We start from the raw sequence: 24,001 nt of genomic DNA on the forward strand, positions 1-24,001 counted from the left end.
TCCTTGTCTGTTTTTTTCACGCTCTGTTTCTAAATCCACCCGTCCACGCGTGACCTCGTTGCGGTAAAAGCCCTAAAATAAGGGCACTCAAAACTATAAAGGCGTAAAAGTAGCTCATCGCCTCCACGCCACTCCAGCCTGCAGCCGTGCCAAAACTAAAGATAAACGTCGAAAAGAACACGCCCAAACCGATGGGAAAGAAGATCGCAAACAGCATCCATTTGTAGCTGTTAAACTGCATCTTCACCACGATCATCGTCGCAATGCACGGTGGCGTTAAAATCATAAAAATCAAGATCGCCACGGCGTGCAAAGGGGTATAACCACTGTTGGCATACATTGCCTCTTCCGCGCGCATGGAGTCGGCTTTGTTGTTTTCATACAACGATCCAAGCGTAGCAACTGCACTTTCACGCGCGGCAAATGAGCTTAAAAATGCCACGTTGATCTTCCAATCAAACCCTGCAAATTGGGTCAAAGGCTCCATGGATCGCCCCACCATCCCTAAAAAACTGTTCTCAATTTTCTCATTTTTCATACTGCGCAAAATCTCTTTACGCGCATTGGAGAGTTGCACAAGGGCAGTATTGATGCTTTTGGCTTCCGCATCTTTGCCAGGTTTTAACAGTACAAACCCTTTTTCAAGCTTCTGCTTAAACACCTCATCGACCTTTTGCGCCGACTCGCTGCTTGAGGAGAGCATACGCTTTGCTTTGTAGCTATCGTACGCGTTTAAAAGAGCCGAAACCTTCTCGCGACTGTTGACGCTTTCATAATACGCCGTGGTTTGAGCGGTCGCATCAAAACGACTGAGCGCATCAATGAGTTTGAGCTCAAATGCCTCTTTGGATGTTTCACTCAATCCAGGAAATTGCAATAAAGCAAAAAGAACAACGGCCACGGCAAGCACGATACTCACAACTTTTTTAATATACACCCACACCCGTTGCGCCGCTTTAATCACGACCCCTTTAAAGGTCGGCAAATGATACGGCGGTAATTCCATCACAAAAGGCGCCGTCTCTTTGGTTCGAAGCACCGTACTGGTGAGCAATTTGGAGACGATCAATGCTACAAAAAGGGTCACCGTCGAGATGTAAAACATCATCAAACCCATCTCTTCTTTGAAAAAACTTCCCAAAATAAGCGTGTAAAACGGAACTTTGGCTAAACAGTTCATGTACGGCACCGCCAAAATCGTCGCCATACGTGCGCGCTCATCGGCAATGCCTTTGGTCGACATGACACCCGGAACCGCGCACCCACCGACCATCGCGCCACCCAAAACTAAGGGAAGCGTGGACTGCCCATGCAGACCAAATTTTTTAAAGACGCGATCCAAAATGAATGCAAGACGCGGCATATACCCCACATCTTCCATAATAGCGATCATCGCAAACAAGATGAAAAAGACGGGAATATAGTTCATCAGCGCATTGGCACTGTTCACCATCCAGATCGCAAGGTCCGTAAAAAGTGGCACATAAATGAGATCCGGTGAGGGCACACTCTCAATCACAAAATTTTTAAACGCCGCTAAGATCGGCCACGTGTAATCGGTCAATTTATACCCACCGACAATGGAGAGCTTATAAACCAAAAACATAATCAAAAGTAAAATAGGAAACGCCAACCAACGGTTGAGAATGAAGTGATCGACCTTGTCGCTGAGCGTTTCACCTTGGAGTTTGTTCACGTTTGCACATTGATGAAAGATAAGACCTGCAGCCTCGTAGCGATGAAGCGCAAAAAAGGCGGCACTGTCTTTGCCAGAGATGGAGTGAAACCGCGCTTCGCAAGCCTCAACTTCGGCTCGTTGAGCTTCGGTAACAGAGAGCTTTTCAATAATCGTCTCATCATTTTCAAGCACTTTAAGAGCAAGCCAACGCTGATTGAGTGCACTCTCTTTGGGCACAATCGTGTTGTGAATCTCTTGGATAAACGGCTCTAAGTTCTCATAATCCATTCGAAACGGAACGTACTGCGCTTTAACATGATACGTCTCAAGCAGTGCTTGCATGATTCCTTCGCCACCCTCGCCTTTAGAGCCACTCGCGCGCACAACAGGACAGCCAAGCAGTGCTTGCATCTTTTCTGGGTCGATCTCAATGCCCCTTCGTGTGGCAACGTCCATCATATTGAGCACCACAACGACGGGGATGCCGATCTCCAAGAGTTGAAACGTAAGATAAAGATTGCGTTTGAGGTTAGACGCGTCCACAATGTTTAAAATGATATCGGGTGTTTCCTCATAGATAAACCGCTTCGCCACGCGCTCTTCCAGCGAGTAGGAGCTAAACGAGTAGGTGCCTGGCAAATCCACCATCTCGATCTTTTCACCGTGGTAACTAAACCGTCCGATCTTTTTATCGACCGTGACGCCCGGATAGTTGGCAATGTGTTGGTGAATGCCGCTCACTAAGTTAAAAATGGTCGATTTGCCACAGTTGGGCTGACCGGCTAAGACAACTTTGATCATACGGCTTCTACCTCCAACATCCCAGCTTCCGTGCGCCTTAGACTGATGAGATAGTTATGAATGCGCAGTTCCATCGGGTCATACAACGGTGCTTCGCGCACCACTTCAATGTCCGCTCCAAAAATAAATCCCATATCCAAAAGCTTTTGCCTTAGTTTTCCGCTCGCGTGAATCTTTACCAACGTGCACTTCTGCCCTTTTTTCAGCTCATTTAAATACATCAATGTCCCTTGATTTTAGTCCACTTATCATAGATTAACTTCACTTAAAAGCTAATAACATTGATAGTTGTTTTCAATTAAGAAGGAATTTTAGAATCAATTGGGAATGAGTGTATCGTTTGAAATACAAAAAATAGACTGTATTTTAGTGGGAGGGTATTGTGTTAAAACGCAAACATCGTTTGAGAGAGGATAACAATACACACCATCAATGCAAACATAATGTGATGGTAAATCGTCTTGATTTTACGCTTCTTTTCACCTGCAAAACGGTGCATAATGAGTGGGGCGCCAAAGAACATCGCGATCACGATCAGCCCTAAGGTCATCTTTACATGTAAAAGCACATTGGTTGGATCAAAATAGGTGTAGGCTAGGAAAAGACCGCTGAAAAGTAACAGGGTATTGTTGATTTTGCCCATAAAACGGGTACGAGGGGAAAGTGCACTCTCCATCGCTTCAAATTGGGCGCTGTCTAGGGCAAAACGCGCACGCGGTAAGATGAAGTTACGAAAATAGATACATCCAATAAACAGTATCGCCGAGGCGATGTGGATAAGTTTTGCCGCAATCACTAAGCTCATGCCTTCAACTCCTCAAATGATTTAGAAAAGTATAGTCTCTTTTGCGAACATTTTTAGGCGTTTATCTGCCTCTTTTTTCGTCATCTTGACTGCTACCAGAGTGAATCCTATGGCAGCAGTCATAGAGATTTAAAAGGTGTATTTCATCGTGAGTGTCACGGTGCGTGGATCGCCATAAATCACTTGCGTGCTGTAGTCGATGTTGGAGTAGTACTCTTTATCGAAGAGGTTTTCAACATTGAGTTGGGCTGATAAAGCTTTGGTGATTTGGTACTTTGCCATCACGTCGACTAAGAAAACAGCGTCTTGGGTCAGATCGACCGCATTTCCGAGTGAATCGGTGGTGGACTCATAAAACTTACTTTGCCAACTTAGCACCGTACCTAAGGTCAATTGACCCATTTTGTAGGTCGTACCCAGTTTTGCCTCTTTGCGTGGATGGGTGGTGGTAACATCAACATTCTCAGCATCTTTTGCGCTAAACTGTACCCATCCCGCAGAAACGCTCCATTCAGGCGTGATAGAACCAGAGAGGTCAATTTCATACCCTTTGCTCACAACACCTGCCGCGCCATAATAGGCTTGGGTTGTCGTGCCTGGCACGAAATTTGCCCCATCGGCTTCGGCAACATTGTCTTGCTCCATTCTAAAAACAGCCAGTGCTGCGTTGAGTTTTCCACCAAAATATTCACCTTTGATGCCCGCTTCATAGCTTGCACCCTCTTTGGTATCAAGATAATTACCACTTTTATCGCGGTAATCTTGCGGTTTAAAGATGTCGGTATAGCTTGCATACACAGAATGTGCCTCATCCAAATCGTAAACAACCCCTGCATAAGGCGTTATGACATGGTCATGCTCGTAGCTGTAGTCACTCAGCTTATTTTCATATTCCCAATTGCTCACACGGCTTCCAAGAATCAACTTTAGATCCTCACGCAACGCAATACGCGTGGCAAGGTACGCCCCTAACTGCTTCGTTACCGTATCTTCCGTTTTGTAAAAATCTGACCAATCTGGCTCTGGAATATTGCCATTCCAGCTGTAAACACTTTGTGTCGAAACAGAACTCAGTGGGTCACTCGTATGGGTGATGCTGTCTTCTTGATTGTAGGCAAATCCTACAAGAATTTCATGTTTCAATCCACCCACTTCTAAGGGAATGGAGGTATAAATATCAATCGTATCTTGCTTGTTTTCTGTCTGGTATTTACCGGCATAAACCGAATTAAGCCCTAAACCCGTTGTGCGATCAGGAAATTCATAATAGCCTGTAAGTGCTAGTTTTGAGTCGGATTCAAATTCTAAATGGGTGTAATTGGCTTTGAGCTTGACGTCATTGGCAAACGTGTGCTCAACACCTGTGAAAATCGTTTTGGTCTCAGTTTCCCAATAGGTCCATTTAGGCGTAAAGGAAGCGGACGCGCCAAAATCCGTACGTGTGCCATCGCTAAACCACGCAGGAACGCCACCCCATGAGCTTCCATCGGCACTGTTGTTTTGATAACTCACCCCTGCGTAAAAGAGCGTATTGTCCCCAATATCGGCGTCCACGATGCCATAAAATGCTTCGGTATCTTTATGGTAAAAATCAACAAACGAGTCTTTATCCTCTTTGCTTACAACCACGCGTGCACGCACACTTCCTGGTTCATTCACACCCGATTGGACATCGACCGTGCCTCGGTAATTGTCCCAACTGCCCGCTTTGGCTGTGAGCGTTCCTGTTGCCTCTTTGGAAGTTGCATGTTTTCGCATAAAATTAATGCTCGCCGCTGGCTCACCCGCCCCACTCATCAAACCGTTCGCACCACGTACTACTTCCACGCGGTCATACATCACCAAATCTTGCTGAATGTTACCACCATAATACGTTGGCATTCCATCGATTTGGTAATAATCCACCTCAAAACCCCGCATCGTAATATACGTCCGATCCGTATCCCACACAGGGGCATTAAAACCTGCGATGGAGTTCACCACATCGGCAAACGACTCTAAATTTTGGTCTTCAATTTGCTGACGCGTGACCACGACGACGGATTGAGGCGTATCACGTAGTGAGAGATTGAGTTTGGTGGCGGTATTCGTTGAACCTATCGTATAGGAGCCTGTGCCCTCTGTCGTTGCTTGCGCCGCGCTGATTGTGATCGCATCGAGGGCGACTTCCGCGTCATTTTGAGGTTTGATCACCATCACATCCCCTTGGATCGTCGCCTCCAAACCTGTACCTTTGAGCAGTTTGGCAAGTGCCTCTTTGAGACTCATTTCGCCTTGAAGCGTTGGCGCTTTTTTGCCTTCAAGCAGTTTAGAATCAACGATGAGTTGAAGCTTGGCTTGTTTGGCAAATTCGCCAAGGGCAGAGCTTAAACTTTGAGATGCGATGTTTACATGTAAAGAGGGGAAACTCTCCGCCAAGAGAGGCGAATAAAGCGCCAAAGCCGCCGCCACGGCAATGGATAGGGTGCGAAATTTCATCATAAATCTTCTCCTTATTTGATAATAGTTTTCATATAAGAGAAGACGTAAGGAAAATTAAAAACCTGACATCCGTTATCAAAAAATAAAAATTTATCGTTTTTCAATCACCACGTTATCCCCAACATTGAGAGTTTTTAGCGGTAAAACTTTGGGAAGCATCTCTAAAAAACTGCCAAATCGCTCGACCTCAAAACTCCCAGAAAGCGGTATGGAAGCCAGTTCCAAAGAGGCAATCATCGTTTTTTTCGCCCCATAACGCTCAAACTCAAACAGCACCTCCCTAAGCGGTGTTTTATCGAAAATCAAACGACCGCTACGCCACGGAGCAACCGAGTCGTTGTGCAGAGTGGAAGCACTCAAAACAAACCCCCGTTCATCCAAGCTGATCTGCTCTTTCGCGCTCAAGCTCGCCAACGTCAAAACGCTGCCATCTTCAAAGCGTTTGTGCGACACCTCCACACTCCCCTCTTCCACGCTGATACGGACGTGATTCTCCACATTGCGGACTTCAAAGAGCGTTCCCGTGACGCGAATTTGCACATTTTTAGCTTCGACAAACAGCGGCCGAGCGGCATCTTTGCTTACATGTAAAACCAGTTGACCCTGATGCAGTTTTACCAAACGCTTCTGCTTGTAGTACTCCACACTCACGTTGGTATCGGTATCAAGAAAGAGTGTGGTGCCATCTAGCAGCGTATATTCACGCATCGCACCCACAGGCGTCGCCATATTTTGCGCAAACTCAAGACGACTGTTCCACGTCTGCCACTGCAAAAAAGCAATGAAAAAACAGGCAACTACGCACGCACAGGCATACCCAAACCACGGTTTGAGGCGCTTTTTAAAACAGGTACGGTTTTGGATCGGTGAAAGCCCATCAAGATCGTGCCACAACGCTTCAAACTGTGCGTACGCTTTTGAGTGTTCGGGGTTTACATGTAACCATTTTTTAAACGCTCTTTGCTCTGAAAAGCTGAGTCCATCTTGAACTTTAGTAAACCAAAGTGCTGCCATTTCATCAATCCACGCTTGACTCATGCCTCCTCCTTGTGCATCGCATCCACCGAATTTTTGCAGGCGATGAGGGCGCGCATAATGAGCTTTTCAACCGCATTTTTGCTAATGCCCATTTTTAAAGCGATCTCTTTATGCGAAAGCCCTTCAAATTTGTGGAGTTTAAACGCCTCTTGGGAACGTGGAGGGAGTGAATTGATCGTATGGTGCAAGGTTTTCATGCGACCAGAAGAGAGCAGATGTTCAAGCGGCTCTTCATGTTCAGCACTGATCTGCTCCGCCTCACGAAGCTCCACCGCGTCAAAATGTCTGTTTTTACGCCACTCGTCAATAATGATACGCTTCGCCGTTTGGTACAAAAAAGCGCGTGGCTCTAAAACAGCGTCCGCACGCTCCCCCATTGCACTGATGCGAAGGTACGTCTCTTGCACCACATCTTTAGCTTGTTCAGCATCATTGAGCGTGTGACTAAAATAACCTACGAGTTCCTTGTAGTAGCGCTCAAACATACCAATAAACGTTATTTTAGTTTAAAAGCAATCGGCAAGATGACCGTACTTAAACTTTTAGGTTTTGGGAGTTGGTCGCCTCTCAGTTTTAAAGCGGCGTTCAGTGCTGCATCATCCAGTATGGCTCTGCCAGAGCTTTGATGGATCGTTGCACTCACCAGCCTTCCCTCAGGATTGATGACCAAAGCGACCTGCACGACACCATTCCAACCCATACGACGCGCCACACTCGGATAGCTTAGGCGAGACAATACTTTGTCACGAATAATCTCAAAATCAGTACGCTCATACGGTTCAGCACTGGTTGATGTAGGGGTAATGGGGGCAACTTCTTGCGGCGCAACAACGGGTTTAACCGCTTCAACGGGAGGTTGTACTACCTCTTCACGAATGGGTTCAGGATTGACCACCTCTTTTTTGACAATCGGTTTAGGCAGTGGTTTGATTTTTTCAATCGGCTTAATCGGTTCGACTTTTTTCACCTCTTCCACAGGCTCAGGAGGAGGTGGAAGAACGGGCTTTGGCGCAACGCGCTCGATGTTGGAAATCTCCAAAACCACGGTCTTAGAAGGGATAATATCCAAAGGTTTTTGATGCAAGAAGAGAAGGTAAAATCCAATCACGCTTACATGTAAAAAGATCGAAAGGCCAAGAGCCCTTCCTTCATAAGTTTTCGTTGCCGTGTAGGTTTGGTATGCCATGGCTTCTCCTTTAACGCGTTATTTCGTCAAAATTAGTTTATTGTCTTTGGTGATACGAAGGGTGTAGACAGCGCCATTGTGGACAATGTGCACGGTATTGCCCTCTTTAAAAAGCTCTTTGGAGTCTACTTTTTTCGTATCACTACTCATTTTTATTGACCACCATGCCAATTTTTTCAATCTCTTTGGATTTTAACAGATCAATCACGTAGATAAAATCTTCATACGCTGCCATTTTATCGGCACTGATGGCAACCGAATCGTCTTTGGTGAGGCTGTCAAATTTGACAGAGAGCTCATCGCGTGGGGTAAATTCGTTGTTGATAAAAAACTGATGATCGGCGGTGATGCCAATCTCGTAAAATTTAGGTTCAACTTTGCTAAAGTTGGTCGCTTGTGGAAGGGAAATCTCGATCTTGCCAAGGGCGATAAACGATGAGACCGTCATAACAATCGTGAGAAGTACCAGCATAATATCGATGAGTGGGACGACATTGATCCCCTCAACTTTTTTTAATGCTCTCATCTTCCCACTCACTCACTGCCAAATCCACTTTGCGCAAAAAACCACCGTAGATCATCGTCGAAGGAATCGCGACGATCAGTCCTGCCGCTGTTACTTTAAGCGCCAAAGCAAGCCCTACAATGACCTTAGACGTATCGAGCGCTCCACCGCTGATGCCGATCTCATAAAAGACCACCATAATGCCACCAACCGTTCCTAAAAGCCCAACATAAGGCGCGTTAGAACCAATCAAAGAGATGATCGTCAAGTTCTTTGAAACATCGCGTTCAAGCCTGTTTTTGCTCTCGTAACTCTTTACATGTAACGCTCTAAAAAAAAGAACACGTTCGATCGCATACCCTAAAACCAAAATGCTCATAAAAAGCAAAATCCCAAGTGCACCGTAATCTACGGCAAGTTTAATATTTTCCATTCGACCTCTATTTATGTAATAACCATTATCAGAATGTTAGACTGTTTGAGCTTAATTTACCATGAAATCAATAACTTTTATCAAATTATACTGTCTAATTTTTCGCCATCGCCGTGCTCAAGCACCCTTTTGAACGATGCTTTTTTCGTGTTAACGGTGTTAATAGAATGGGGAGAGTGCTACCTTTGACTGCGCATATTTAAGTGTTTAAAAATGTACCCTTGCACAAAATCAACGCCCAATTCCTTTGCCACAGCAAAATCTTCTTCGCTCTCAACCCCTTCTAGGATGCTTTTTTTACCTTGCGCTTTTGCAAAGCTCAAAAACCCTTTGAGGATCTCTTGATAATCCGCACATGCTCTGATTTTTAAAAGCCATGTTCGATCAAATTTTAAAAACTGGGCACGCTTCGTCAAATCAAAACAAAATGGCTTTTGGTCGTTGCCGATGTCATCTTGTGCAATGGGAATGCCACTTTTTTGAATCTCATCCAAACAATAAGAGAGAAGCGAAACTTGCATATCGCCCGTATTTTCAGTGACTTCGATGCAGAGATTTTGAATGTCACGAAAGAGCGTATGCCAATAACGAATCTTATCGCTATCGCTAAAATTATGAGGGTCAATGTTGACAAACAGCATCCCTTTTTTAGGGCGATGGGCTAGCTGCATAATTTTAAGCGCCCGCTCCAAATGAAAAAAAAGTTCGCTCTCTTCGTGGGCAACCTCCAAGATAGGCGTCGGGGGAATTTGCTTTCCTTCTATAACAAAACGCGCCAATGCTTCATAACCAAAAATATCACCGTTGTTCATATCGATAATGGGCTCATACTCAACCCAAAAATTCTGATTTTCGATAATCGTACAGATATCATCATAATTGAGGAGTCGGTCGCGAGAGAAAGGGGAAAAAGACATGATAAAACCTTTGAAAAGTGTTTAAAAGAAGCCATAATGCACGTTATGACTTCCCTCTAAACGCTTATTTTTCTAACAGACAACCGCCGTTTGGATTGTATTTTTTACAGAGTTCACAAAAAACAGAGCTTTCAGATCGTTTCGCGCAGATAAACTCTATCGCTTTACGTTTCGCTTCGTTTTTGAACTTATTCATTGCATTATGGTTCAAAAAGTTGGTCAGCATGATCACCAATGTGACATCCTGAGGAATCTCTTTTTTAACCACAGAAGGGTTTCGCGCATCCCAATGCGTGACTTTCTCAAAAGAGAAATCTTGCAAAACAGACGTTATTGAATCAATTTTATCTCCACCAATGACAAGAACCGCTGACATAACTTCTCCTTTTTGATAATTGTTATTGAAATAATAGACAAACAAAGCTTAATTTTGCATAACTTTGAGATTTATTATCATTATTTATGCGTAATCATTTTGTAATCTACCCGTAGTAAAGTAATTTCTATATTTTTGAAACAAGGAGTGTTCTATCATGAGACGTTTTATACAATTACTTTTAGCATCTGTGCTATGTTCGAGCTTCGCATGGGCAGAGTTTAAACTGGATCCTCGCTATGAGGACAAAGATGGCGATATGGTAGCCGATACTCCAAAAGAGGCTTCAAAACTTCTAGATCCCTCCACACTCATTTTTGCGTACACGCCTGTGGAAGACCCTGCGGTTTACGTTGAAGTGTGGGCAGATTTTTTAAAACATATGGAAAAAGTGACGGGTAAAAAAGTGCAATTTTTCCCCGTTCAGTCCAATGCCGCACAAATCGAAGCGATGCGAGCTGGGCGTTTACATGTAGCGGGATTTAACACAGGCTCCAACCCCATTGCCGTTGCGTGTGCAGGCTTTAAACCCTTTACCATGATGGCAGCAAAAGACAACTCTTACGGTTACGAGATGGAAATCATCACCTATCCAGGATCGGGCATTACAAAAGTAGAAGATATTAAAGGTAAAAAACTCGCCTTTACATCTCAAACCTCTAACTCAGGCTATAAAGCACCCTCAGCCATTCTAAAAGCGGAATTTCATATGGAAGCGGAAAAAGATTTTGAACCCGTTTTTTCAGGCAAGCATGACAACTCCATCTTAGGTGTTGCCAATAAAGATTATCCAGCTGCGTCTATTGCCAACTCTGTTTTGGTGCGTATGCTAGAGCGAAATGTGATCAAAAAAGAGCAACTCGTCAGCATCTACAAATCCCAAACGTTCCCAACCACGGGTTATGGTATGGCGTATAATTTAAAACCTGAATTACAAGAAAAAATCAAACAAGCGTTTTTTACCTTTGACTGGAAAGGCACCAAACTCGAAAAAGAGTTCGCCAGTGCGAACCAAACAAAATTTATTCCTATCACGTTTAAAGAGCATTGGGACGTCGTTCGTAAAATCGATGACGCCATGGGTGTTAGTTACACGTGCAAATAAGGTAAGGTATGTTATCGATTCAGCATCTTAGTAAGTCATACAAAGACGCTCGTCTTGTCTTAGATGATGTCAATTTTGACGTTCAAAAAGGAGAGATGGTAGGGCTTATTGGACCCTCCGGTGCAGGTAAATCCACATTGATTCGGTGTATTAACCGTTTGATAGAACCCACAAGCGGTTCTATCACGCTTGAGAGCATTGAACTAACCCACCTCTCTTCGTCCAGACTGCGTGAACAACGCCGTCGTATCGGGATGATTTTTCAAGAATACGCTTTGGTCGAACGCCTCAGCGTCATGGAAAACGTTCTGTCTGGAACACTGGGCTATGTCCCTTTTTGGCGCTCTTTTTTTCGTAAATTTCCGCAAGAGAAGATCAAAAAAGCGTTCGGATATTTAGGACGTGTTGGACTGATGGATCATGTAAACAAACGTGCTGATGAACTCAGTGGTGGGCAAAAACAGCGTGTTGGCATTGCGCGAGCACTTGCGCAAGAGCCTTCCTTACTGCTGATTGACGAACCCACCGCAAGCTTAGATCCTAAAACTTCACGACAAATCATGCGCCTCATCAAAGAGATCTGCAAAGAGCAGCAGTTACCTGCTATCATCAACATTCACGACGTTCTTTTGGCGCAAACCTTTGTTGATCGCATCATCGGAATCAATGAAGGGAAAATCGTCTTTGATGGAAACCCAAGTGAGCTCAATGAAGCGGTGTTAACAACAATCTATGGCAAAGAGGAGTGGCAAACAGCGCCCCAAGAAAAAGAGGCTCCAGTCGCCACGCTTACCCCTGAGAGCATCACGGTTAAATTAGAGCTTGCCGTATGATGCAGTCATGGCATCGACCGCATTATATTATTCCCCAAGCAAAGTGGCGTTGGCTTCTTTGGGTCTGTTTTATCCTCTATCTTATTGTGGCAACGGCAAGTATTGATCTTCATTGGAGTCGTGTATTAGAAGGGTTTGAGCGGGGTTGGCGTTTTGTCGATGCTTTTTTGCATCCCAATTTCACCACACGTTGGAGCGACATTCAATCGGGCATGATTGAAAGCCTTACGATGAGCCTGACTTCGACCTTTGTGGGCATTTTACTCTCCATTCCTGTGGGAATTGGGGCAGCGTCTAACATCAGCACAAAAAGTATTTACGCTCTGTGCCGCTTTTTTATCAGCATCTCTCGCTCCATGCAAGAGGTCATTGTCGCTATTTTTTTGGTTGCTCTCTTTGGATTTGGCACCTTTGCAGGCTTTTTAACACTGACGTTTGCCACCATAGGGTTTTTGGCAAAACTGCTGGCAGAAGAGATTGAAGGCATCCATAAAGCTCCACTTGAAGCCATTCGTGCGACGGGAGCTTCATGGTTGCAAACCTTGCATTATGCTATTATGCCGCAAATCATGCCACGTCTGGTTGGGTTGTGGCTTTACCGTTTGGATATTAATTTCAGAGAATCCGCTGTGATTGGCATTGTCGGAGCAGGTGGCATTGGCGCAACGCTCAATACGGCGATTGAACGCTATGAATACGACTCAGCGGCGGCGGTTTTATTGCTAATTATTGCCATTGTTTTTTTATGCGAATATGTATCGGGGTACTTACGAAAATGGTTCATTTAACATCAGAAGAAGAGCTCATCTGGCAAAAACGTATGCGTTTAAAAGCGTGGTTGTGGTGGTTTGTTTGGCTTTTTTGCATTAGTTTTTTCATGATGTGTTGGCAGGCAATGACACGCGATACGATGTGGGTTTTTATTTACGATGCGCCAACCCAAGCGCATGACCTGCTTGATCGTATGTTTCCGCCACGCTGGAGTTATCTTCCAACACTGCTCAAACCGCTGTGGGATACGCTCAATATCGCAACCATAGGAACGTTGATAGGCATCATCCTCGCATTCCCCATCGCTTTTTTAGCCGCACGCACCACAACGCCTTCCACGCTTTTCGTGCGTCCCGTTGCGCTGTTTATTATCGTCGCTTCACGCTCCATTAACTCGTTAATTTGGGCGCTTTTACTCGTAGCCATTTTAGGTCCGGGGCTTTTAGCAGGCATTATCGCCATCGCATTTCGCTCCATTGGGTTTGTCGCTAAACTGCTTTATGAAGCCATCGAAGAGGTCGATCAAACGCCTGTTGAAGCCCTAAGCGCAACGGGTGCGAGCACGCTTCAGATTATTGATTATGCGATTGTGCCGCAAATTTTGCCCAGTTTCATCGGAATTTCGCTCTTTCGTTGGGATATTAATATTCGCGAATCAACGATTTTAGGGCTCGTCGGAGCAGGAGGCATTGGCTTGGAATTGCAAGCTTCTTTGAGTGTTTTGGCATGGCCACAAGTGATTTTAATCGTTCTTTTGATTTTTGCAACCGTCATCTTTTCCGAAGCCCTCTCAGCTAAAATCAGGCAAGCGATTCTTTGATGCAAGCGTTGGAAACCCAAAAGGCATTTGATGCCTACGAATCCATTCGTCATCGCCTTCCTTCTGCTTCGTTTCCCAGAAACGCCACAACGCTGTCTCATGTCGAAACGCTGTTTGAGCATGTTGATGGTTTTTTCCTCGATGCATTTGGGGTTTTAAACGTTGGCACAGGAGCAATTGAGGGGGCTAAAAAGTTCATCGAGGCCTTGAATAAAGCCAAAAAGCCCTTTTTTATTCTCTCCAATTCTGCCTCCATGCCCAAAGCGTATCTTCTCGCTTTTTTTCACAGCATTGGGCTTCACTTCGATGCGTCGCAGGTGATTACCAGTCGTGAAGTGCTTTGGCGGGTATTTGATCCCAGTATAAAGCCTTCATGGGGTGTTATTGCGCAGCAAGGACACGCACTGGAGCAGAGCTTTTCTCACACCTTTGCTCCCGATGAGGCATTTTGGGAGAGCGATGCGTTTCTCTTTTTAGGCACTGCATCATGGAACGAAACGCTTCAAAAACGCTGGATTGAAAGCTTACATGTAAAGGCAAAACCTATCTGGATTGGCAATCCAGACATCACCGCGCCAAGAGGCGAAGGCGTTTACTCAAAAGAGCCTGGTTTTTACACGCTCTTAAGCGATGATGCGTTGTTTGAACAGATGTCGTTTGTGGGCAAACCTTTTAACACTATTTTTGAGCATGCTTTGCATAGAGCCCATCAAGAATGGGGCATTTCCAAAGAGCGCATTCTCATGGTTGGCGACACGCTTCACACAGATATTTTAGGTGGATGCGCGGCAGGTGTGCAAACGATGCTTATCGAAGATTACGGTTTTTTTGCTAATCAAAACGTTCAAGCATTTATAGATCAAAGCGGTATAGTGCCCCATTTTCGCCTAAAAAACTACGAAACACTTTTTCATTAAAAACAGTGCCATTTAGCTTTTTCACAATGATGGTGAGCTACAATGGCGGTACTTATTTTGGAGACCATCATGCTTTCATCCCTTGCCACAACTTTTGCCGAAGCCAATCGTTATTTCAATACCGAACTCTCTGCTCATTTTAGAGCCATTGATGAGGGAAACCTACTGCCGATGCTGCTTATTTTTGTCCTCTCGTTTGGGTACGGTGTCGTGCATGCCATAGGACCAGGACATGGAAAAGCACTCGTTGCAGGCTACCTTTTAGCCAATCCCACCAAACATTCGCACGTCTTTCAAATAGGCTTTTTCATTGCCATCGTACATGCGCTCTCAGCCCTTTTAGTAACACTCAGCGCAACCTATATCATCCAGATCAGCGCGATGAAACTCTTTCGCCAAGTCAACCCTCCACTTTTTCAAATCTCAGGCGGGCTCATCGTCCTGATGGGCTGTTGGCTCCTTTTTGATGTGTGGCGCTCACGCACGATCACCAAGGAGAGCATTCGCCCACACAATAGCCGTTTTGGCGTGGTTCTTTTAGCAGGTGTCGTACCCTGTCCTGGCGTTATCACGCTCTGTTTTTTTGCGATCACGTTGGGGCACATTGGCATTGGCATCATCGCGGCTGTTTTTATGAGTCTGGGCATGGGACTGACCATCTCACTCGCAGGTCTAGTGGTGAACCGTTTTCAAAAAGTACGCCCTATCGTTAAACATCCGCGCTGGTTCTGGGTTTTGCGCCTTGTGGGTGTTTTGTGTGTCATTGCCTTAGGCGTTTGGTTTTTAGCCAACCCCATGTCTACGAGGGCTTTTTAAATCATGTGCAAAAAATTTCTTTTAGCTTTTATGCTTCTAACCCTTCCCTATCAACTCTGTGCTTGTGCATTGTGCGCACTTTACACGCCTTCTGCCACGGTAGCTATTACGATGGAAGGCTCACCTTCAAAGATCACGTCGATCAGCTTTCTATGGAGTTTCAGCCAAGATTTCATTAACTCACTTTTAGAACGTTACGATGAAAACCACAATAAAAAACTTGACCCCAATGAGTTAGGGCGCATAAGGATCATCTTAGAAAACTACATTTCTAAGAAAAATTACCTCACCAGTATCGAGTATGTGAGTGCAAAAGATGCTCAAGCACATGTTATAAAAATCCCTATAAAAGTGCTGCAAAGAGCGTTTTGGCAAGAAGGCAGTGCGCTCCATTTTCGCTTCACCACAGAGGTCAATCAAGAAGTCACAAAGGGCGATGAGATCTCTTTTGTCATCGAAGATAAAGAGGAATATTTTAAATTTTTAGTTCACAGCGTGACGCATACGATCGCAAAACCGTTTGCGATGGAATTCAACCTCTTTAACCACATCGCGTTTACCAAAATCACCGATGGCGAGCTCATCCAAAGTGATGCTCCTGCATCACCTCCTGCCAAAGCGATACCCACACCACCTGCATCGGTGGAGCAACCCAAAGAGCTTCCGCCTTCACTCTCGTGGCTTCAATCACGTCTAGCGCATCTGCAACAAAACATCCAAGGGGCGATGAACGCACTCAAAGAAAAAGGCACGTTTGTCGCCTACGCACTTTTTTTAGGTACTTCGTTTCTCTACGGACTGCTTCACGCCGCAGGTCCTGGGCATGGCAAAGCGCTTGTAAGCTCGTACCTCTTTGCATCCAAACATCGCTACACCAAAGCGATCAGCATGGCCGCCCTCATTGGCATCGTGCATACCTTTGCGGCATTTATACTCACACTGGTCATTTACGCCCTCTTTGATCTCTTTTTTAACGCCTTTTTTACCGATGTCACCTACTATGCAACCAAGCTTTCGGCGCTGATGATTATCGCCATTGCAGGGTATTTGAGTTGGCAGAAAATAAGAGCATTGCAACGCACACCCAAAATCGTCGCTTTTTCGGCGCACCCGTTTACATGTAACTGTTCTGCCTGCTCACCAAAGTCCCAAAGTACCGACTGGGGTGTGGTTTTAAGCGCTGGGATCATTCCCTGCCCTGGCACCATCACGATCTTTATTTTTGCGCTGAATACGGGAGCCTATTTTTTAGGATTTATGGCGGCTCTTAGCATGAGTTTGGGCATGAGCAGTGTCATCGCACTCACCGCCATCGCTTCGGTCTTTACCCAAAACCGTTTTCAAACCAAAATCCCTAAAATTCTCACCTACAGTGAGCCTATCAGCCTTTTGATTATGCTAAGCCTTGGCTTTATTCTACTGATCGCCTAAGGAGTTTTTGTGTTTTTTCGCCTACTTTTTTACGCCTGTTGTTTTGGTACATTTGCATCCGCGCATCCGCATGTCTTTATCGAGACAAAAGTGGACGTTTTGCCTGAAAAAATCATCCTAACGTGGCGTTTTGATGAGATGAGTTCGGCGATGTTGATGGACGATTACGATAAAAACAAAAACAAAAAACTCGACCCTGACGAGGTTGCTTTTATGGAGAAAGATCACTTTAGAACGTTAGAGCCGTACAGTTATTTTATCCATATGTCCGATGGGAAAGATGAGTTTGATCTTAAACGGGTAGGCGAATTTAGCGCTTCGTTTGACGCTAAAAAGCTCATCTACACCTTTGCGATTCCCAAGCCAAAATTTAAAAAATACGAGCTTCGTTTTTACGATGCAGAGATGTATGTAGCGCTGATTTTAAAAAAAGAGTGGCTTACATGTAAAGAGCCTATGAAGTGTAAAATTGAAGGGTATGATGCAGATTTTTACTACGCGTATAAAGTGATGGTTCAAGAATAATGAGAAGGCGAAGTGCCTTCTCATCTAACATTTAGCAGGTGCATTTGCAAAAAAGTAGGCGCTCTTTTGCATTTTTTGCACTGTTTTGCTCAGGTTTTTCGACATTTTTTGACTTTGGACTCGCCGCAGGATTTGGCTTAGTGTAAGCAATGTCACATGCACTCATGCACTTGCCTTCAACTCGTCTTCCAACTGGGCGCACCATGACTCAATCCGACTTTTGGTGAGATCGCTTTGATTGTCTTCATCGAGTGCAAGACCTATAAATTTACCATCAATGACCGAGTTGGAACTCTCAAACGAATACCCATCAATCGACCATGAACCGATCACTTTTGCCCCTTTTTCGATCGCAGCATCGTAAATAAAGCGCATGCCATTGACAAAATCACTGCCATAGCCTTCTTGATCACCCATACCAAACAGAGCAACGATTTTACCACTCAGATCGGCTGATTTAAGATGACTCATAAAGCTCTCCCAATCGTCTTGCAAATCGCCATCGTACCATGTGGACGTGCCTAAAATTAACATATCGTACTGGGCAAGTTCATCGCCACTGTTTAGTTTTCCTACATCGTAAAGATCCGCATTGAAACGTTTTTTGATTTTTGAAGCCGCATCGGCGGTATTGCCATTCGTACTTCCATAAAAGACCGCTGTTTTCATAAACTTATTTCTCCTTCGTAAGATTTAATAGATGGTATAAGGGACTAATTTAAGCGTATATTCAAGCCCAAGTGCATCTAGTTTGGGGCTGCGCACAGGCACATGTTTTCTAAAATTCGCACTTCTGGGAAAAAGTAGATAAATGTGTTTGCACTCTTGGGATTCAAGCACATCTATCGCCCGACTGATCTCTTCGCACGCCTCGACATCGACGCGTCCTTCGATCATTTTCCATGTGGGGTACAGATGCAACGCCTCAGCACACTCTTCGCTTTGAACCACAATGCGAACGGCCTCTTGAACCACTGATTTATCAGGATTTTGACGTTTGACACGGCTGAAAACGTGGTGCGTAAAGAGCTCGTAATTGTTGATCGTAAAATGAAGATCGGGATGTTTGGCAAGCAGTGCCAAATCTTCACTGTCAAAACGTTGGCTGATTTCGGTTAGGGTTGAATGCGCTTCGGACATCGATCACCTCTTTTTGTTTTTGAAATGATAACCGTTTTCAAATCATAAGTCAATATCTTTTTAGTTCTCTTGCTGTAATATTTTAAAATTAATGCGAATCATTTCATTTAAAAGCCCTAAAACAGGGAATTTTAATGATTTAAATCTTTACATGTAAAAAGGAAGAAAATGCCGTTGGAGCTTTGGACATTTTTAATTGCGATTACCCTGCTGACGATGACACCCGGAGCGGACACGATGATCGTCATTCGCAACACTCTGCGTGGTGGTGCTCGTGATGGGCTCGTTTCAAGTTTGGGAATTTGTTTGGGATTATTTGTGCATGCAACGCTCTCAGCCGTAGGCATTTCAGCGATTTTGCTCTATTCGGCTACGGCGTTTATGCTTTTAAAAACGATCGGTGCGCTTTATCTTCTCTGGCTTGGTCTGAGTTCGCTTCGCTCTTTTTGGAATGCCAAAAAAATGTACCAAAAAGCTGTGGAGAAAAAACCGTTTTCCTTTTGGACATCGCTTCATGAGGGCTTTTTATCGAATGTTCTCAATCCAAAAGCGATCATTTTTTACATGGCATTTCTGCCACAATTTATCTCACACGATCACTCTGCTCTTGCGCAATCTCTCTTTTTGGCGCTTATTCACTTTATCATTGGGACGATTTGGCTTGGGCTTTTGATCTACACGATTGTCTCCGCCAATGGTTTTATCACGAAAAAAAGTGTGCGCCAAAGTCTGGATGCCATCTCGGGCGTTGTGATGATTATTCTAGGCATCCGACTTTTTTTGGAAAAACGCTAAGCCAAAATTTTACGAAGGGAACTCTCCAAATCAGGATACGCAAAAACAAACCCTTGGTTTAAAAGCGCTTTAGGGTACGCCTCTTTACTATCAAGCAACACGGTCGAACCCTCGCCAAAAAGCATTTTAATGATGAAGGATGGCACCGGAAAAAACGTTGGGCGATGCAACACCTTGCCCAGTATTTTGGTAAAGTGGTAATTCGTAAGCGGTTGTGGAGATGTCGCGTTAAAAATGCCTTCCAAACGCTTCTCAAGCACAAACGCATAGATAGAGACCAGATCGTCAATGTCGATCCAACTGGTGATCATCCTGCCATCGCCGATGATGCCACCAAGAAACATCCGAAACGCAGGCAACATCTTCTCCAATGCTCCACCCTCGCCCAAAACCACGCCAAAGCGTAAAATGGTCGTGCGTTTCGTGCATTTTTGTGCTTCCCTCTCCCATGCAAGGGCGAGATGTCCTAAAAAATCTTCACTTAATTTGGAGCTCTCTTCATCGCAGGGCACATTATTGGGGTAAATCCCAACAGCAGAGGTTGAGATGAAATGCTCTACGTCGCTTTGATGAATCGCCGCTACAAGCTTTTTGGTCGTCTCAATACGACTGTCCCACAACACTTTTTTATACGCTTCATCCCACTTTGCCACAATGGGAGCACCCGCAAGATTGAAAACGGCATAGACATCTCTCAGTTTATGCGCGATTGTCTCCACATCATCATTGCGTTCAATCACCACAAAATCAGGAAATTTCTGTTTTAACGCGTTCGCCACAAAACCGCTTGCCCCACTGATCGCTACTTTCATCTTAGTGTCCTTTGAGTCGTTGTCGTATTTTTGGATCGCTCATATTTTCGCCTCTGAGCATGCGAAGACGCATCTCCGTAAAGTCTATCATACCCTCTTTTGGATTTTCGTAGGCGGCAAAACCATAGAGCATCGGTGTCTCTTCGGTGAATGTGTACGACGCTTTGAGCGCATCAATGTAGCGATTACTTTCAGTACTAAAGACCCACAGGGTAATGGTTTCAGGGTCAATTTTCTGCTCCTTAAGCCACAAAATGGCACACCCAATGTCATCAAAAAAGTGCGTTTTAAGATCATTCGTGATGATCTGCGCTGTATGTTTTTTACCCACAAGGTACATGTTGCAAAGCGCGCAGGTCACGGTATTGTCCTTAAATTCTAATGGAACTCTCTCTTTATTGATCATTTGCGTGGGGAGTTGATGCTTTACATGTAAAAACCAAAAGAGCCCACCCAGCGCAAGAAGAGGAAAAAGTACGAGAATAAAAACAGCTATTTTTTGCTTCATAACCAGACTCCATTGCGTAGAAAATAGACGAGAGGATAGGCAGAAATGCTGAGCAGATAGAGCGTATTAAATGCCAAAGAAGCACGCATAAATCGAGGCTGAGTTCGTTGTGAAAGAAGCGCTAACACGCCTCCGCCCATCCCCAAAAACGTGCCTGCAAACAAGAAAGCATACAGCGCGTACCCGACATAATAATAATCTTTTTGCAACAGACAAAACGGGCAACGATGTGTCGGAAGCTCGTACACATAGGTGCTAAAAAAGATGATCAACGAGATGATCGCAAAAATGAGGAAAAGCGCGTTGGAGACAATCAAAAGCAGACGGTTTTTAAGTCCATACGCCAAGAGTGTGATGCCAAAAGAGCCGTAAAAGAGCCCGACCCAAATGCGCTCATCGACCACAAAAAGCAGTGACATGTACGAATCACTTGCCGCGGAGAAGAGCGTTCCGCAACAGCTGACGATTTTGCTGATATTGAGGCTGGAAAAAAACGAGACTTCAAGCGCGATTTCGGCAAAAAGAGGCAGTGAAAAAAGTAAAAACAGAACAAATTTGAGTCGTGTAAAGGGAAGTTTTTCATCATTGACATCAGCATAATGCAAGAGCAACCAAAAGCCAAAAAGGTAGAGATTGAGCAGTTTAAACAGCGTCAAGTAAAGCCCAAAATCGACCGAGTTCACCACCCCTGCGGCACACATCGCTCCTGCGATGATGGAAGAGAGTTTGTCGCACGTGTAGATAAAAAAGGCAAACAGCGGCAGTTTGAGCATAAAAATATACTTGATGATGATGGCACCCAAATAGCTCTGTTTGGAGAGCGTGTATTGCAAGGGTGTCGTTGCTTTGGCGTTCCAGTGAAATGCGATGCGAAACGCCACAACCCACGCGATGAGCCCAAAAAAGCAAAAGATGGCATCTAGCGTTAAAAGCGCGATAATTTCAGGCGTCAAGCTCATACCAGTTCACCATTTTTGATCTCGATGATGCGATCGACAAACCCAAGCTCAAAAAAGAGCGGATCGTGCGTTGCGATCAGTTGCGTAATGCCTTGATGTTTAAGTCTTTCAAACTGCGCTATCAGCTCACGCGAGAGGTTTTCATCGAGATTGGCGGTTGGCTCATCGGCTAAAATGAGCAGAGGGTTATTGACCAAAGCACGGGCAATCGCCACGCGTTGTTGCTCGCCTCCTGAGAGTCGGTTCACGCGCATCTGCGCTTTATGCGCGATGCCACACTGCTCCATCGATGTTTTGGCTTTTTCATCCAAAAGAGAGAGCGCAAGATTTTCAGGAATCAGGGGTGTTATGACATTTTCAAGAGCAGTCAAATGCGGAATCAAATGAAATTTCTGAAAGATAAACCCGATCTTTTGACGACGCAACTTGGCGCTAAAGGGTTCAGGCAATTTTGAAATTTCCCTGCCATCCACACTCACTTCGCCACTGTTGGGTTGCGCAAGCCCTGCGATTAAGGAGAGCAATGTACTCTTGCCACTTCCGCTATTTCCTTTGAGCACGACACACTCGCCACGCTTTACATGTAAAGAGATTTGGCGCAGCGCAAACACGCTCTCATCGCCTTGCATAAAGCTTTTACACACATCATGAAGTTGTATCATCGCATCACCTCATCCGCATCCAAACTTGAAGCACGCCATGAGGGAATCAAGGTCGCGGCTATGTAAATGGGCACGCTGAGTAAAAAGAGCAAAATGACCATGGAAAGATTGAAACTAAACGGAAGCACAAAGGTGGGTTTGAGCTCAGAATAGCCCATAAAAAGGTTGCGCAAGAGCGGTGCTTGCAGTGCATACACGTAAAAAAGCGCGCATGAGATGCTCAGTAAAAAAGCGCCCAACGAGAGAATGAAACTCTCATAAAACTTCTCTTTCACAATGTCATCACTGCTCCAACCAATCGCTTTTAAAATGCCGATTTCCCGCTTCTCTTCGGAGCTTAGCCCGCTGGTTTTATCGTAGATGATAATAAAAAAGGCAAACGCACAAACACTAAAAAGGGAGAGAAAAAAACCACTTTTATAATCAAAAATATTTTGGTAACTCACCCTAATGTCATCTTGCGTAATGGCGCGCATATCAGGATAGCGCGTCGTGATTTTCTGCACAATGGTCGCAATCTCTTTGACATTCGCCACTTTCACCACAATGTCAGTCGCTTTGCTCTCCTCCATGCCAAAAATGGCATAGGCAAGTTTTTTAGGAAGAATGATAAGATCGTTTGACTCCAAAGCAAGATCGGAATGAAAAACCCCAGCGATCGGCACTCTTTTCCACTGACCATCGGGCGTAATAAAGTTAAAAAAGTCGCTGTAGTAGTTCTCGGCTAAGATTTTTTTCACCCCCTCGCCTACGATCATGCTCTCTTTATTGGCGAGCAGTTTCATATCGAAATGTTGGGTCAGACGCGTAAGTGTTGGTGAATACTGTTCCTCATACGCGTCGATGCCCACCACCGAAAAATTCACGCCTGCGGGTTTAAAATAGTAGTAACCCCACACACGTGGTGTCACTGCACTAATACCTTCAATGTCCAAAAGTGCCTCTGCGCGTGTAATAGGCACATCGCTCTGTTTGCCAGCGATAAAACGTTGCAAGGTGATCTGTGGCAAGGTTTTCAGCGTCGAATTTAGCTCCAATTTGATCGCATCGGCGATCATCAAAACTGAAGCGAGCAGAAAAATCAGCAGGCTTAAAATCAAAAAGATAAAAAAATTCTTGCTAAAACGCCGCATCAACGAGCGAATCGCGTAATCCAGCAGTAAAAAATTCATATTAAAAATCACGTTCTATCCTTGAAGGCTGTGTGTTGGGTGCGAAATGGTAGACAAAAGTGGAAGGGAAATACTCTAACAGTTCGGGCGATTCATTAAAATAAGAGAAAACATCGCTGAGACTTCGATGACGAACATAGTGTGCTTCACCGACAAGTGCAAGATCGGGAAGCCCTACCAATGCGCTCAATGCTTCTTTACATGTAAGCTTTTCTTGAGTCAGTGCACGCGTGGATGAGAAGTAAAACAGTTGTGCCATTATCGTGACACAAAGCGTCATAAAAAGTGCAAAAAACGTGATTCGAGCTGACATCATCTCTCCTGTAACATTCGCGAAGATTGTACCACACGAACGCTCTTTTATCAATAGAGTTTTACACAGCTGAAAAACTCTCTACCTCGCAAGAGGCAAGCTTTAGTGCCATAGCGGCTAGCGTAGGTGTTTGGGCTTTGCCTAAACGCCGTGTAAAAATAGAGTTATAAGCCATTTTGGCTTACAATACGGCATCTTAAAT

At 44.7% G+C, this 24,001-nt stretch carries 30 protein-coding genes; 9 read left to right on the top strand and 21 right to left on the bottom strand.

All coding sequences use genetic code 11. From position 1 onward, the window contains the following. Positions 1 to 16 precede the first annotated feature (16 nt). The 12 genes from feoB to SMUL_RS13815 form a co-directional block, all read right to left on the bottom strand. On the bottom strand, positions 17 to 2,479 hold the full coding sequence (gene feoB, locus SMUL_RS13760) for a ferrous iron transport protein B (RefSeq protein ID WP_025345833.1): 2,463 nt from the start codon (positions 2,477 to 2,479) through the stop codon (positions 17 to 19). Then, complete coding sequence (locus SMUL_RS13765) at positions 2,476 to 2,700, bottom strand: FeoA family protein (RefSeq protein WP_025345834.1); 225 nt, start codon at positions 2,698 to 2,700, stop codon at positions 2,476 to 2,478. Before SMUL_RS13765 ends, feoB begins: the two co-directional genes overlap by 4 nt. A 164-nt stretch (positions 2,701 to 2,864) precedes the next feature. Beyond that, on the bottom strand, positions 2,865 to 3,284 hold the full coding sequence (locus SMUL_RS13770) for a hypothetical protein (RefSeq protein ID WP_025345835.1): 420 nt from the start codon (positions 3,282 to 3,284) through the stop codon (positions 2,865 to 2,867). 129 nt (positions 3,285 to 3,413) lie between these two features. Then, the gene (locus SMUL_RS13775) at positions 3,414 to 5,765 is read right to left on the bottom strand and encodes a TonB-dependent siderophore receptor (protein WP_025345836.1); all 2,352 of its coding nucleotides are present in this window, start codon (positions 5,763 to 5,765) and stop codon (positions 3,414 to 3,416) included. A 90-nt stretch (positions 5,766 to 5,855) separates the two neighbouring features. Next, positions 5,856 to 6,803 (bottom strand): FecR family protein, encoded by a 948-nt coding sequence (locus tag SMUL_RS13780; RefSeq protein WP_025345837.1) that lies wholly within the window; start codon positions 6,801 to 6,803, stop codon positions 5,856 to 5,858. After that, positions 6,800 to 7,288: an RNA polymerase sigma factor gene (locus SMUL_RS13785; RefSeq protein WP_025345838.1), complete on the bottom strand. Its 489-nt coding sequence runs from the start codon at positions 7,286 to 7,288 to the stop codon at positions 6,800 to 6,802. The genes SMUL_RS13780 and SMUL_RS13785 overlap by 4 nt, the downstream gene beginning before the upstream one ends. An 11-nt stretch (positions 7,289 to 7,299) precedes the next feature. After that, positions 7,300 to 7,989, bottom strand: coding sequence for an energy transducer TonB (locus SMUL_RS13790; protein WP_025345839.1), 690 nt, complete (start codon positions 7,987 to 7,989; stop codon positions 7,300 to 7,302). Between the two features lie 18 nt (positions 7,990 to 8,007). Continuing rightward, positions 8,008 to 8,139, bottom strand: coding sequence for a hemin uptake protein HemP (gene hemP / locus SMUL_RS13795; protein WP_025345840.1), 132 nt, complete (start codon positions 8,137 to 8,139; stop codon positions 8,008 to 8,010). After that, positions 8,132 to 8,515 carry a biopolymer transporter ExbD gene (locus tag SMUL_RS13800; RefSeq protein WP_025345841.1) on the bottom strand — a complete coding sequence of 128 codons (384 nt, stop codon included), beginning with the start codon at positions 8,513 to 8,515 and terminating at the stop codon, positions 8,132 to 8,134. The genes hemP and SMUL_RS13800 overlap by 8 nt, the downstream gene beginning before the upstream one ends. Then, positions 8,493 to 8,927, bottom strand: a complete 435-nt coding sequence (exbB, locus tag SMUL_RS13805) for a TonB-system energizer ExbB (protein ID WP_025345842.1) — start codon at positions 8,925 to 8,927, stop codon at positions 8,493 to 8,495. The genes SMUL_RS13800 and exbB overlap by 23 nt, the downstream gene beginning before the upstream one ends. Before the next feature lie 179 nt (positions 8,928 to 9,106). After that, positions 9,107 to 9,844, bottom strand: a complete 738-nt coding sequence (locus tag SMUL_RS13810) for an EAL domain-containing protein (protein WP_025345843.1) — start codon at positions 9,842 to 9,844, stop codon at positions 9,107 to 9,109. A gap of 64 nt (positions 9,845 to 9,908) precedes the next feature. Then, on the bottom strand, positions 9,909 to 10,220 hold the full coding sequence (locus SMUL_RS13815) for a DUF2325 domain-containing protein (protein WP_025345844.1): 312 nt from the start codon (positions 10,218 to 10,220) through the stop codon (positions 9,909 to 9,911). Between the two features lie 157 nt (positions 10,221 to 10,377). On the opposite strand from SMUL_RS13815, the gene phnD reads away from it, so the two are divergent. From phnD to SMUL_RS13855, 8 genes are read left to right on the top strand one after another with little or no spacing between them, the layout of a single operon-like run. Continuing rightward, positions 10,378 to 11,325 carry a phosphate/phosphite/phosphonate ABC transporter substrate-binding protein gene (gene phnD, locus SMUL_RS13820; RefSeq protein WP_025345845.1) on the top strand — a complete coding sequence of 316 codons (948 nt, stop codon included), beginning with the start codon at positions 10,378 to 10,380 and terminating at the stop codon, positions 11,323 to 11,325. A gap of 8 nt (positions 11,326 to 11,333) precedes the next feature. After that, a complete protein-coding gene (gene phnC, locus SMUL_RS13825; RefSeq protein WP_025345846.1) occupies positions 11,334 to 12,158 on the top strand; it encodes a phosphonate ABC transporter ATP-binding protein in 825 nt (274 codons plus the stop codon). Next, positions 12,155 to 12,946 carry a phosphonate ABC transporter, permease protein PhnE gene (phnE, locus tag SMUL_RS13830; protein ID WP_025345847.1) on the top strand — a complete coding sequence of 264 codons (792 nt, stop codon included), beginning with the start codon at positions 12,155 to 12,157 and terminating at the stop codon, positions 12,944 to 12,946. Before phnC ends, phnE (SMUL_RS13830) begins: the two co-directional genes overlap by 4 nt. Next, positions 12,934 to 13,749, top strand: a complete 816-nt coding sequence (phnE, locus tag SMUL_RS13835) for a phosphonate ABC transporter, permease protein PhnE (RefSeq protein WP_025345848.1) — start codon at positions 12,934 to 12,936, stop codon at positions 13,747 to 13,749. The genes phnE (SMUL_RS13830) and phnE (SMUL_RS13835) overlap by 13 nt, the downstream gene beginning before the upstream one ends. Beyond that, complete coding sequence (locus SMUL_RS13840; RefSeq protein WP_025345849.1) at positions 13,749 to 14,666, top strand: HAD-IIA family hydrolase; 918 nt, start codon at positions 13,749 to 13,751, stop codon at positions 14,664 to 14,666. Before phnE (SMUL_RS13835) ends, SMUL_RS13840 begins: the two co-directional genes overlap by 1 nt. A gap of 42 nt (positions 14,667 to 14,708) precedes the next feature. Continuing rightward, positions 14,709 to 15,482 (top strand): nickel/cobalt transporter, encoded by a 774-nt coding sequence (locus tag SMUL_RS13845; protein WP_223809717.1) that lies wholly within the window; start codon positions 14,709 to 14,711, stop codon positions 15,480 to 15,482. 3 nt (positions 15,483 to 15,485) lie between these two features. Beyond that, entirely contained in the window at positions 15,486 to 16,913 is a 1,428-nt protein-coding gene (locus SMUL_RS13850) for a nickel/cobalt transporter (protein ID WP_025345851.1), read from the top strand. 9 nt (positions 16,914 to 16,922) lie between these two features. Next, complete coding sequence (locus SMUL_RS13855; RefSeq protein WP_025345852.1) at positions 16,923 to 17,438, top strand: DUF1007 family protein; 516 nt, start codon at positions 16,923 to 16,925, stop codon at positions 17,436 to 17,438. A 31-nt stretch (positions 17,439 to 17,469) separates the two neighbouring features. On the opposite strand, the gene SMUL_RS17715 is transcribed toward SMUL_RS13855, so the two are convergent. From SMUL_RS17715 to SMUL_RS13865, 3 genes are read right to left on the bottom strand one after another with little or no spacing between them, the layout of a single operon-like run. Further along, positions 17,470 to 17,604 carry a hypothetical protein gene (locus SMUL_RS17715; protein WP_274532260.1) on the bottom strand — a complete coding sequence of 45 codons (135 nt, stop codon included), beginning with the start codon at positions 17,602 to 17,604 and terminating at the stop codon, positions 17,470 to 17,472. Continuing rightward, complete coding sequence (locus SMUL_RS13860) at positions 17,601 to 18,107, bottom strand: flavodoxin (RefSeq protein ID WP_025345853.1); 507 nt, start codon at positions 18,105 to 18,107, stop codon at positions 17,601 to 17,603. The genes SMUL_RS17715 and SMUL_RS13860 overlap by 4 nt, the downstream gene beginning before the upstream one ends. Positions 18,108 to 18,131: 24 nt before the next feature. Continuing rightward, complete coding sequence (locus SMUL_RS13865; RefSeq protein WP_025345854.1) at positions 18,132 to 18,578, bottom strand: hypothetical protein; 447 nt, start codon at positions 18,576 to 18,578, stop codon at positions 18,132 to 18,134. 168 nt (positions 18,579 to 18,746) lie between these two features. Between SMUL_RS13865 and SMUL_RS13870 the strand changes: the two genes are divergently transcribed. Continuing rightward, entirely contained in the window at positions 18,747 to 19,373 is a 627-nt protein-coding gene (locus SMUL_RS13870; protein WP_025345855.1) for a LysE family translocator, read from the top strand. On the opposite strand, the gene SMUL_RS13875 is transcribed toward SMUL_RS13870, so the two are convergent. Genes SMUL_RS13875 through SMUL_RS13900 form a run of 6 tightly spaced genes read right to left on the bottom strand, consistent with a single transcriptional unit; the run spans position 19,370 to position 23,802 of the window. After that, entirely contained in the window at positions 19,370 to 20,185 is an 816-nt protein-coding gene (locus SMUL_RS13875) for a TIGR01777 family oxidoreductase (RefSeq protein ID WP_025345856.1), read from the bottom strand. The genes SMUL_RS13870 and SMUL_RS13875 overlap by 4 nt on opposite strands. A gap of 1 nt (position 20,186) precedes the next feature. Then, positions 20,187 to 20,693 (bottom strand): hypothetical protein, encoded by a 507-nt coding sequence (locus SMUL_RS13880; RefSeq protein ID WP_025345857.1) that lies wholly within the window; start codon positions 20,691 to 20,693, stop codon positions 20,187 to 20,189. Next, on the bottom strand, positions 20,690 to 21,652 hold the full coding sequence (locus tag SMUL_RS13885) for a hypothetical protein (protein ID WP_025345858.1): 963 nt from the start codon (positions 21,650 to 21,652) through the stop codon (positions 20,690 to 20,692). Before SMUL_RS13885 ends, SMUL_RS13880 begins: the two co-directional genes overlap by 4 nt. Further along, on the bottom strand, positions 21,649 to 22,314 hold the full coding sequence (locus SMUL_RS13890) for an ABC transporter ATP-binding protein (protein WP_025345859.1): 666 nt from the start codon (positions 22,312 to 22,314) through the stop codon (positions 21,649 to 21,651). The genes SMUL_RS13885 and SMUL_RS13890 overlap by 4 nt, the downstream gene beginning before the upstream one ends. Then, positions 22,311 to 23,498, bottom strand: a complete 1,188-nt coding sequence (locus SMUL_RS13895) for an ABC transporter permease (RefSeq protein ID WP_025345860.1) — start codon at positions 23,496 to 23,498, stop codon at positions 22,311 to 22,313. The genes SMUL_RS13890 and SMUL_RS13895 overlap by 4 nt, the downstream gene beginning before the upstream one ends. Next, a complete protein-coding gene (locus SMUL_RS13900) occupies positions 23,488 to 23,802 on the bottom strand; it encodes a hypothetical protein (RefSeq protein WP_025345861.1) in 315 nt (104 codons plus the stop codon). Before SMUL_RS13900 ends, SMUL_RS13895 begins: the two co-directional genes overlap by 11 nt. Between the last annotated feature and the right edge of the window lie 199 nt (positions 23,803 to 24,001).

This window comes from Sulfurospirillum multivorans DSM 12446 (genome assembly GCF_000568815.1).
Classification (GTDB): Bacteria; Campylobacterota; Campylobacteria; order Campylobacterales; family Sulfurospirillaceae; genus Sulfurospirillum; species Sulfurospirillum multivorans.

What these genes read in the sequence shown, in the direction of transcription:
- SMUL_RS13850 (WP_025345851.1), top strand. Translation starts at nt 15,486, where the DNA reads ATGTGCAAAAAATTTCTTTTAGCTTTTATGCTTCTAACCCTTCCCTAT.
- SMUL_RS13845 (WP_223809717.1), top strand. Translation starts at nt 14,709, where the DNA reads ATGGCGGTACTTATTTTGGAGACCATCATGCTTTCATCCCTTGCCACA.
- SMUL_RS13770 (WP_025345835.1), bottom strand. Translation starts at nt 3,284, where the DNA reads ATGAGCTTAGTGATTGCGGCAAAACTTATCCACATCGCCTCGGCGATA.
- SMUL_RS13860 (WP_025345853.1), bottom strand. Translation starts at nt 18,107, where the DNA reads ATGAAAACAGCGGTCTTTTATGGAAGTACGAATGGCAATACCGCCGAT.
- SMUL_RS13880 (WP_025345857.1), bottom strand. Translation starts at nt 20,693, where the DNA reads ATGAAGCAAAAAATAGCTGTTTTTATTCTCGTACTTTTTCCTCTTCTT.
- feoB (WP_025345833.1), bottom strand. Translation starts at nt 2,479, where the DNA reads ATGATCAAAGTTGTCTTAGCCGGTCAGCCCAACTGTGGCAAATCGACC.
- SMUL_RS13900 (WP_025345861.1), bottom strand. Translation starts at nt 23,802, where the DNA reads ATGATGTCAGCTCGAATCACGTTTTTTGCACTTTTTATGACGCTTTGT.
- SMUL_RS13800 (WP_025345841.1), bottom strand. Translation starts at nt 8,515, where the DNA reads ATGAGAGCATTAAAAAAAGTTGAGGGGATCAATGTCGTCCCACTCATC.
- SMUL_RS13785 (WP_025345838.1), bottom strand. Translation starts at nt 7,288, where the DNA reads ATGTTTGAGCGCTACTACAAGGAACTCGTAGGTTATTTTAGTCACACG.
- phnE (WP_025345848.1), top strand. Translation starts at nt 12,934, where the DNA reads ATGGTTCATTTAACATCAGAAGAAGAGCTCATCTGGCAAAAACGTATG.
- SMUL_RS13810 (WP_025345843.1), bottom strand. Translation starts at nt 9,844, where the DNA reads ATGTCTTTTTCCCCTTTCTCTCGCGACCGACTCCTCAATTATGATGAT.
- SMUL_RS13840 (WP_025345849.1), top strand. Translation starts at nt 13,749, where the DNA reads ATGCAAGCGTTGGAAACCCAAAAGGCATTTGATGCCTACGAATCCATT.
- exbB (WP_025345842.1), bottom strand. Translation starts at nt 8,927, where the DNA reads ATGGAAAATATTAAACTTGCCGTAGATTACGGTGCACTTGGGATTTTG.
- phnE (WP_025345847.1), top strand. Translation starts at nt 12,155, where the DNA reads ATGATGCAGTCATGGCATCGACCGCATTATATTATTCCCCAAGCAAAG.
- SMUL_RS13815 (WP_025345844.1), bottom strand. Translation starts at nt 10,220, where the DNA reads ATGTCAGCGGTTCTTGTCATTGGTGGAGATAAAATTGATTCAATAACG.
- SMUL_RS13775 (WP_025345836.1), bottom strand. Translation starts at nt 5,765, where the DNA reads ATGATGAAATTTCGCACCCTATCCATTGCCGTGGCGGCGGCTTTGGCG.
- SMUL_RS13765 (WP_025345834.1), bottom strand. Translation starts at nt 2,700, where the DNA reads ATGTATTTAAATGAGCTGAAAAAAGGGCAGAAGTGCACGTTGGTAAAG.
- SMUL_RS13790 (WP_025345839.1), bottom strand. Translation starts at nt 7,989, where the DNA reads ATGGCATACCAAACCTACACGGCAACGAAAACTTATGAAGGAAGGGCT.
- SMUL_RS13890 (WP_025345859.1), bottom strand. Translation starts at nt 22,314, where the DNA reads ATGATACAACTTCATGATGTGTGTAAAAGCTTTATGCAAGGCGATGAG.
- SMUL_RS13885 (WP_025345858.1), bottom strand. Translation starts at nt 21,652, where the DNA reads ATGAGCTTGACGCCTGAAATTATCGCGCTTTTAACGCTAGATGCCATC.
- SMUL_RS13865 (WP_025345854.1), bottom strand. Translation starts at nt 18,578, where the DNA reads ATGTCCGAAGCGCATTCAACCCTAACCGAAATCAGCCAACGTTTTGAC.
- phnD (WP_025345845.1), top strand. Translation starts at nt 10,378, where the DNA reads ATGAGACGTTTTATACAATTACTTTTAGCATCTGTGCTATGTTCGAGC.
- SMUL_RS13780 (WP_025345837.1), bottom strand. Translation starts at nt 6,803, where the DNA reads ATGAGTCAAGCGTGGATTGATGAAATGGCAGCACTTTGGTTTACTAAA.
- SMUL_RS13870 (WP_025345855.1), top strand. Translation starts at nt 18,747, where the DNA reads ATGCCGTTGGAGCTTTGGACATTTTTAATTGCGATTACCCTGCTGACG.
- phnC (WP_025345846.1), top strand. Translation starts at nt 11,334, where the DNA reads ATGTTATCGATTCAGCATCTTAGTAAGTCATACAAAGACGCTCGTCTT.
- hemP (WP_025345840.1), bottom strand. Translation starts at nt 8,139, where the DNA reads ATGAGTAGTGATACGAAAAAAGTAGACTCCAAAGAGCTTTTTAAAGAG.
- SMUL_RS17715 (WP_274532260.1), bottom strand. Translation starts at nt 17,604, where the DNA reads ATGAGTGCATGTGACATTGCTTACACTAAGCCAAATCCTGCGGCGAGT.
- SMUL_RS13875 (WP_025345856.1), bottom strand. Translation starts at nt 20,185, where the DNA reads ATGAAAGTAGCGATCAGTGGGGCAAGCGGTTTTGTGGCGAACGCGTTA.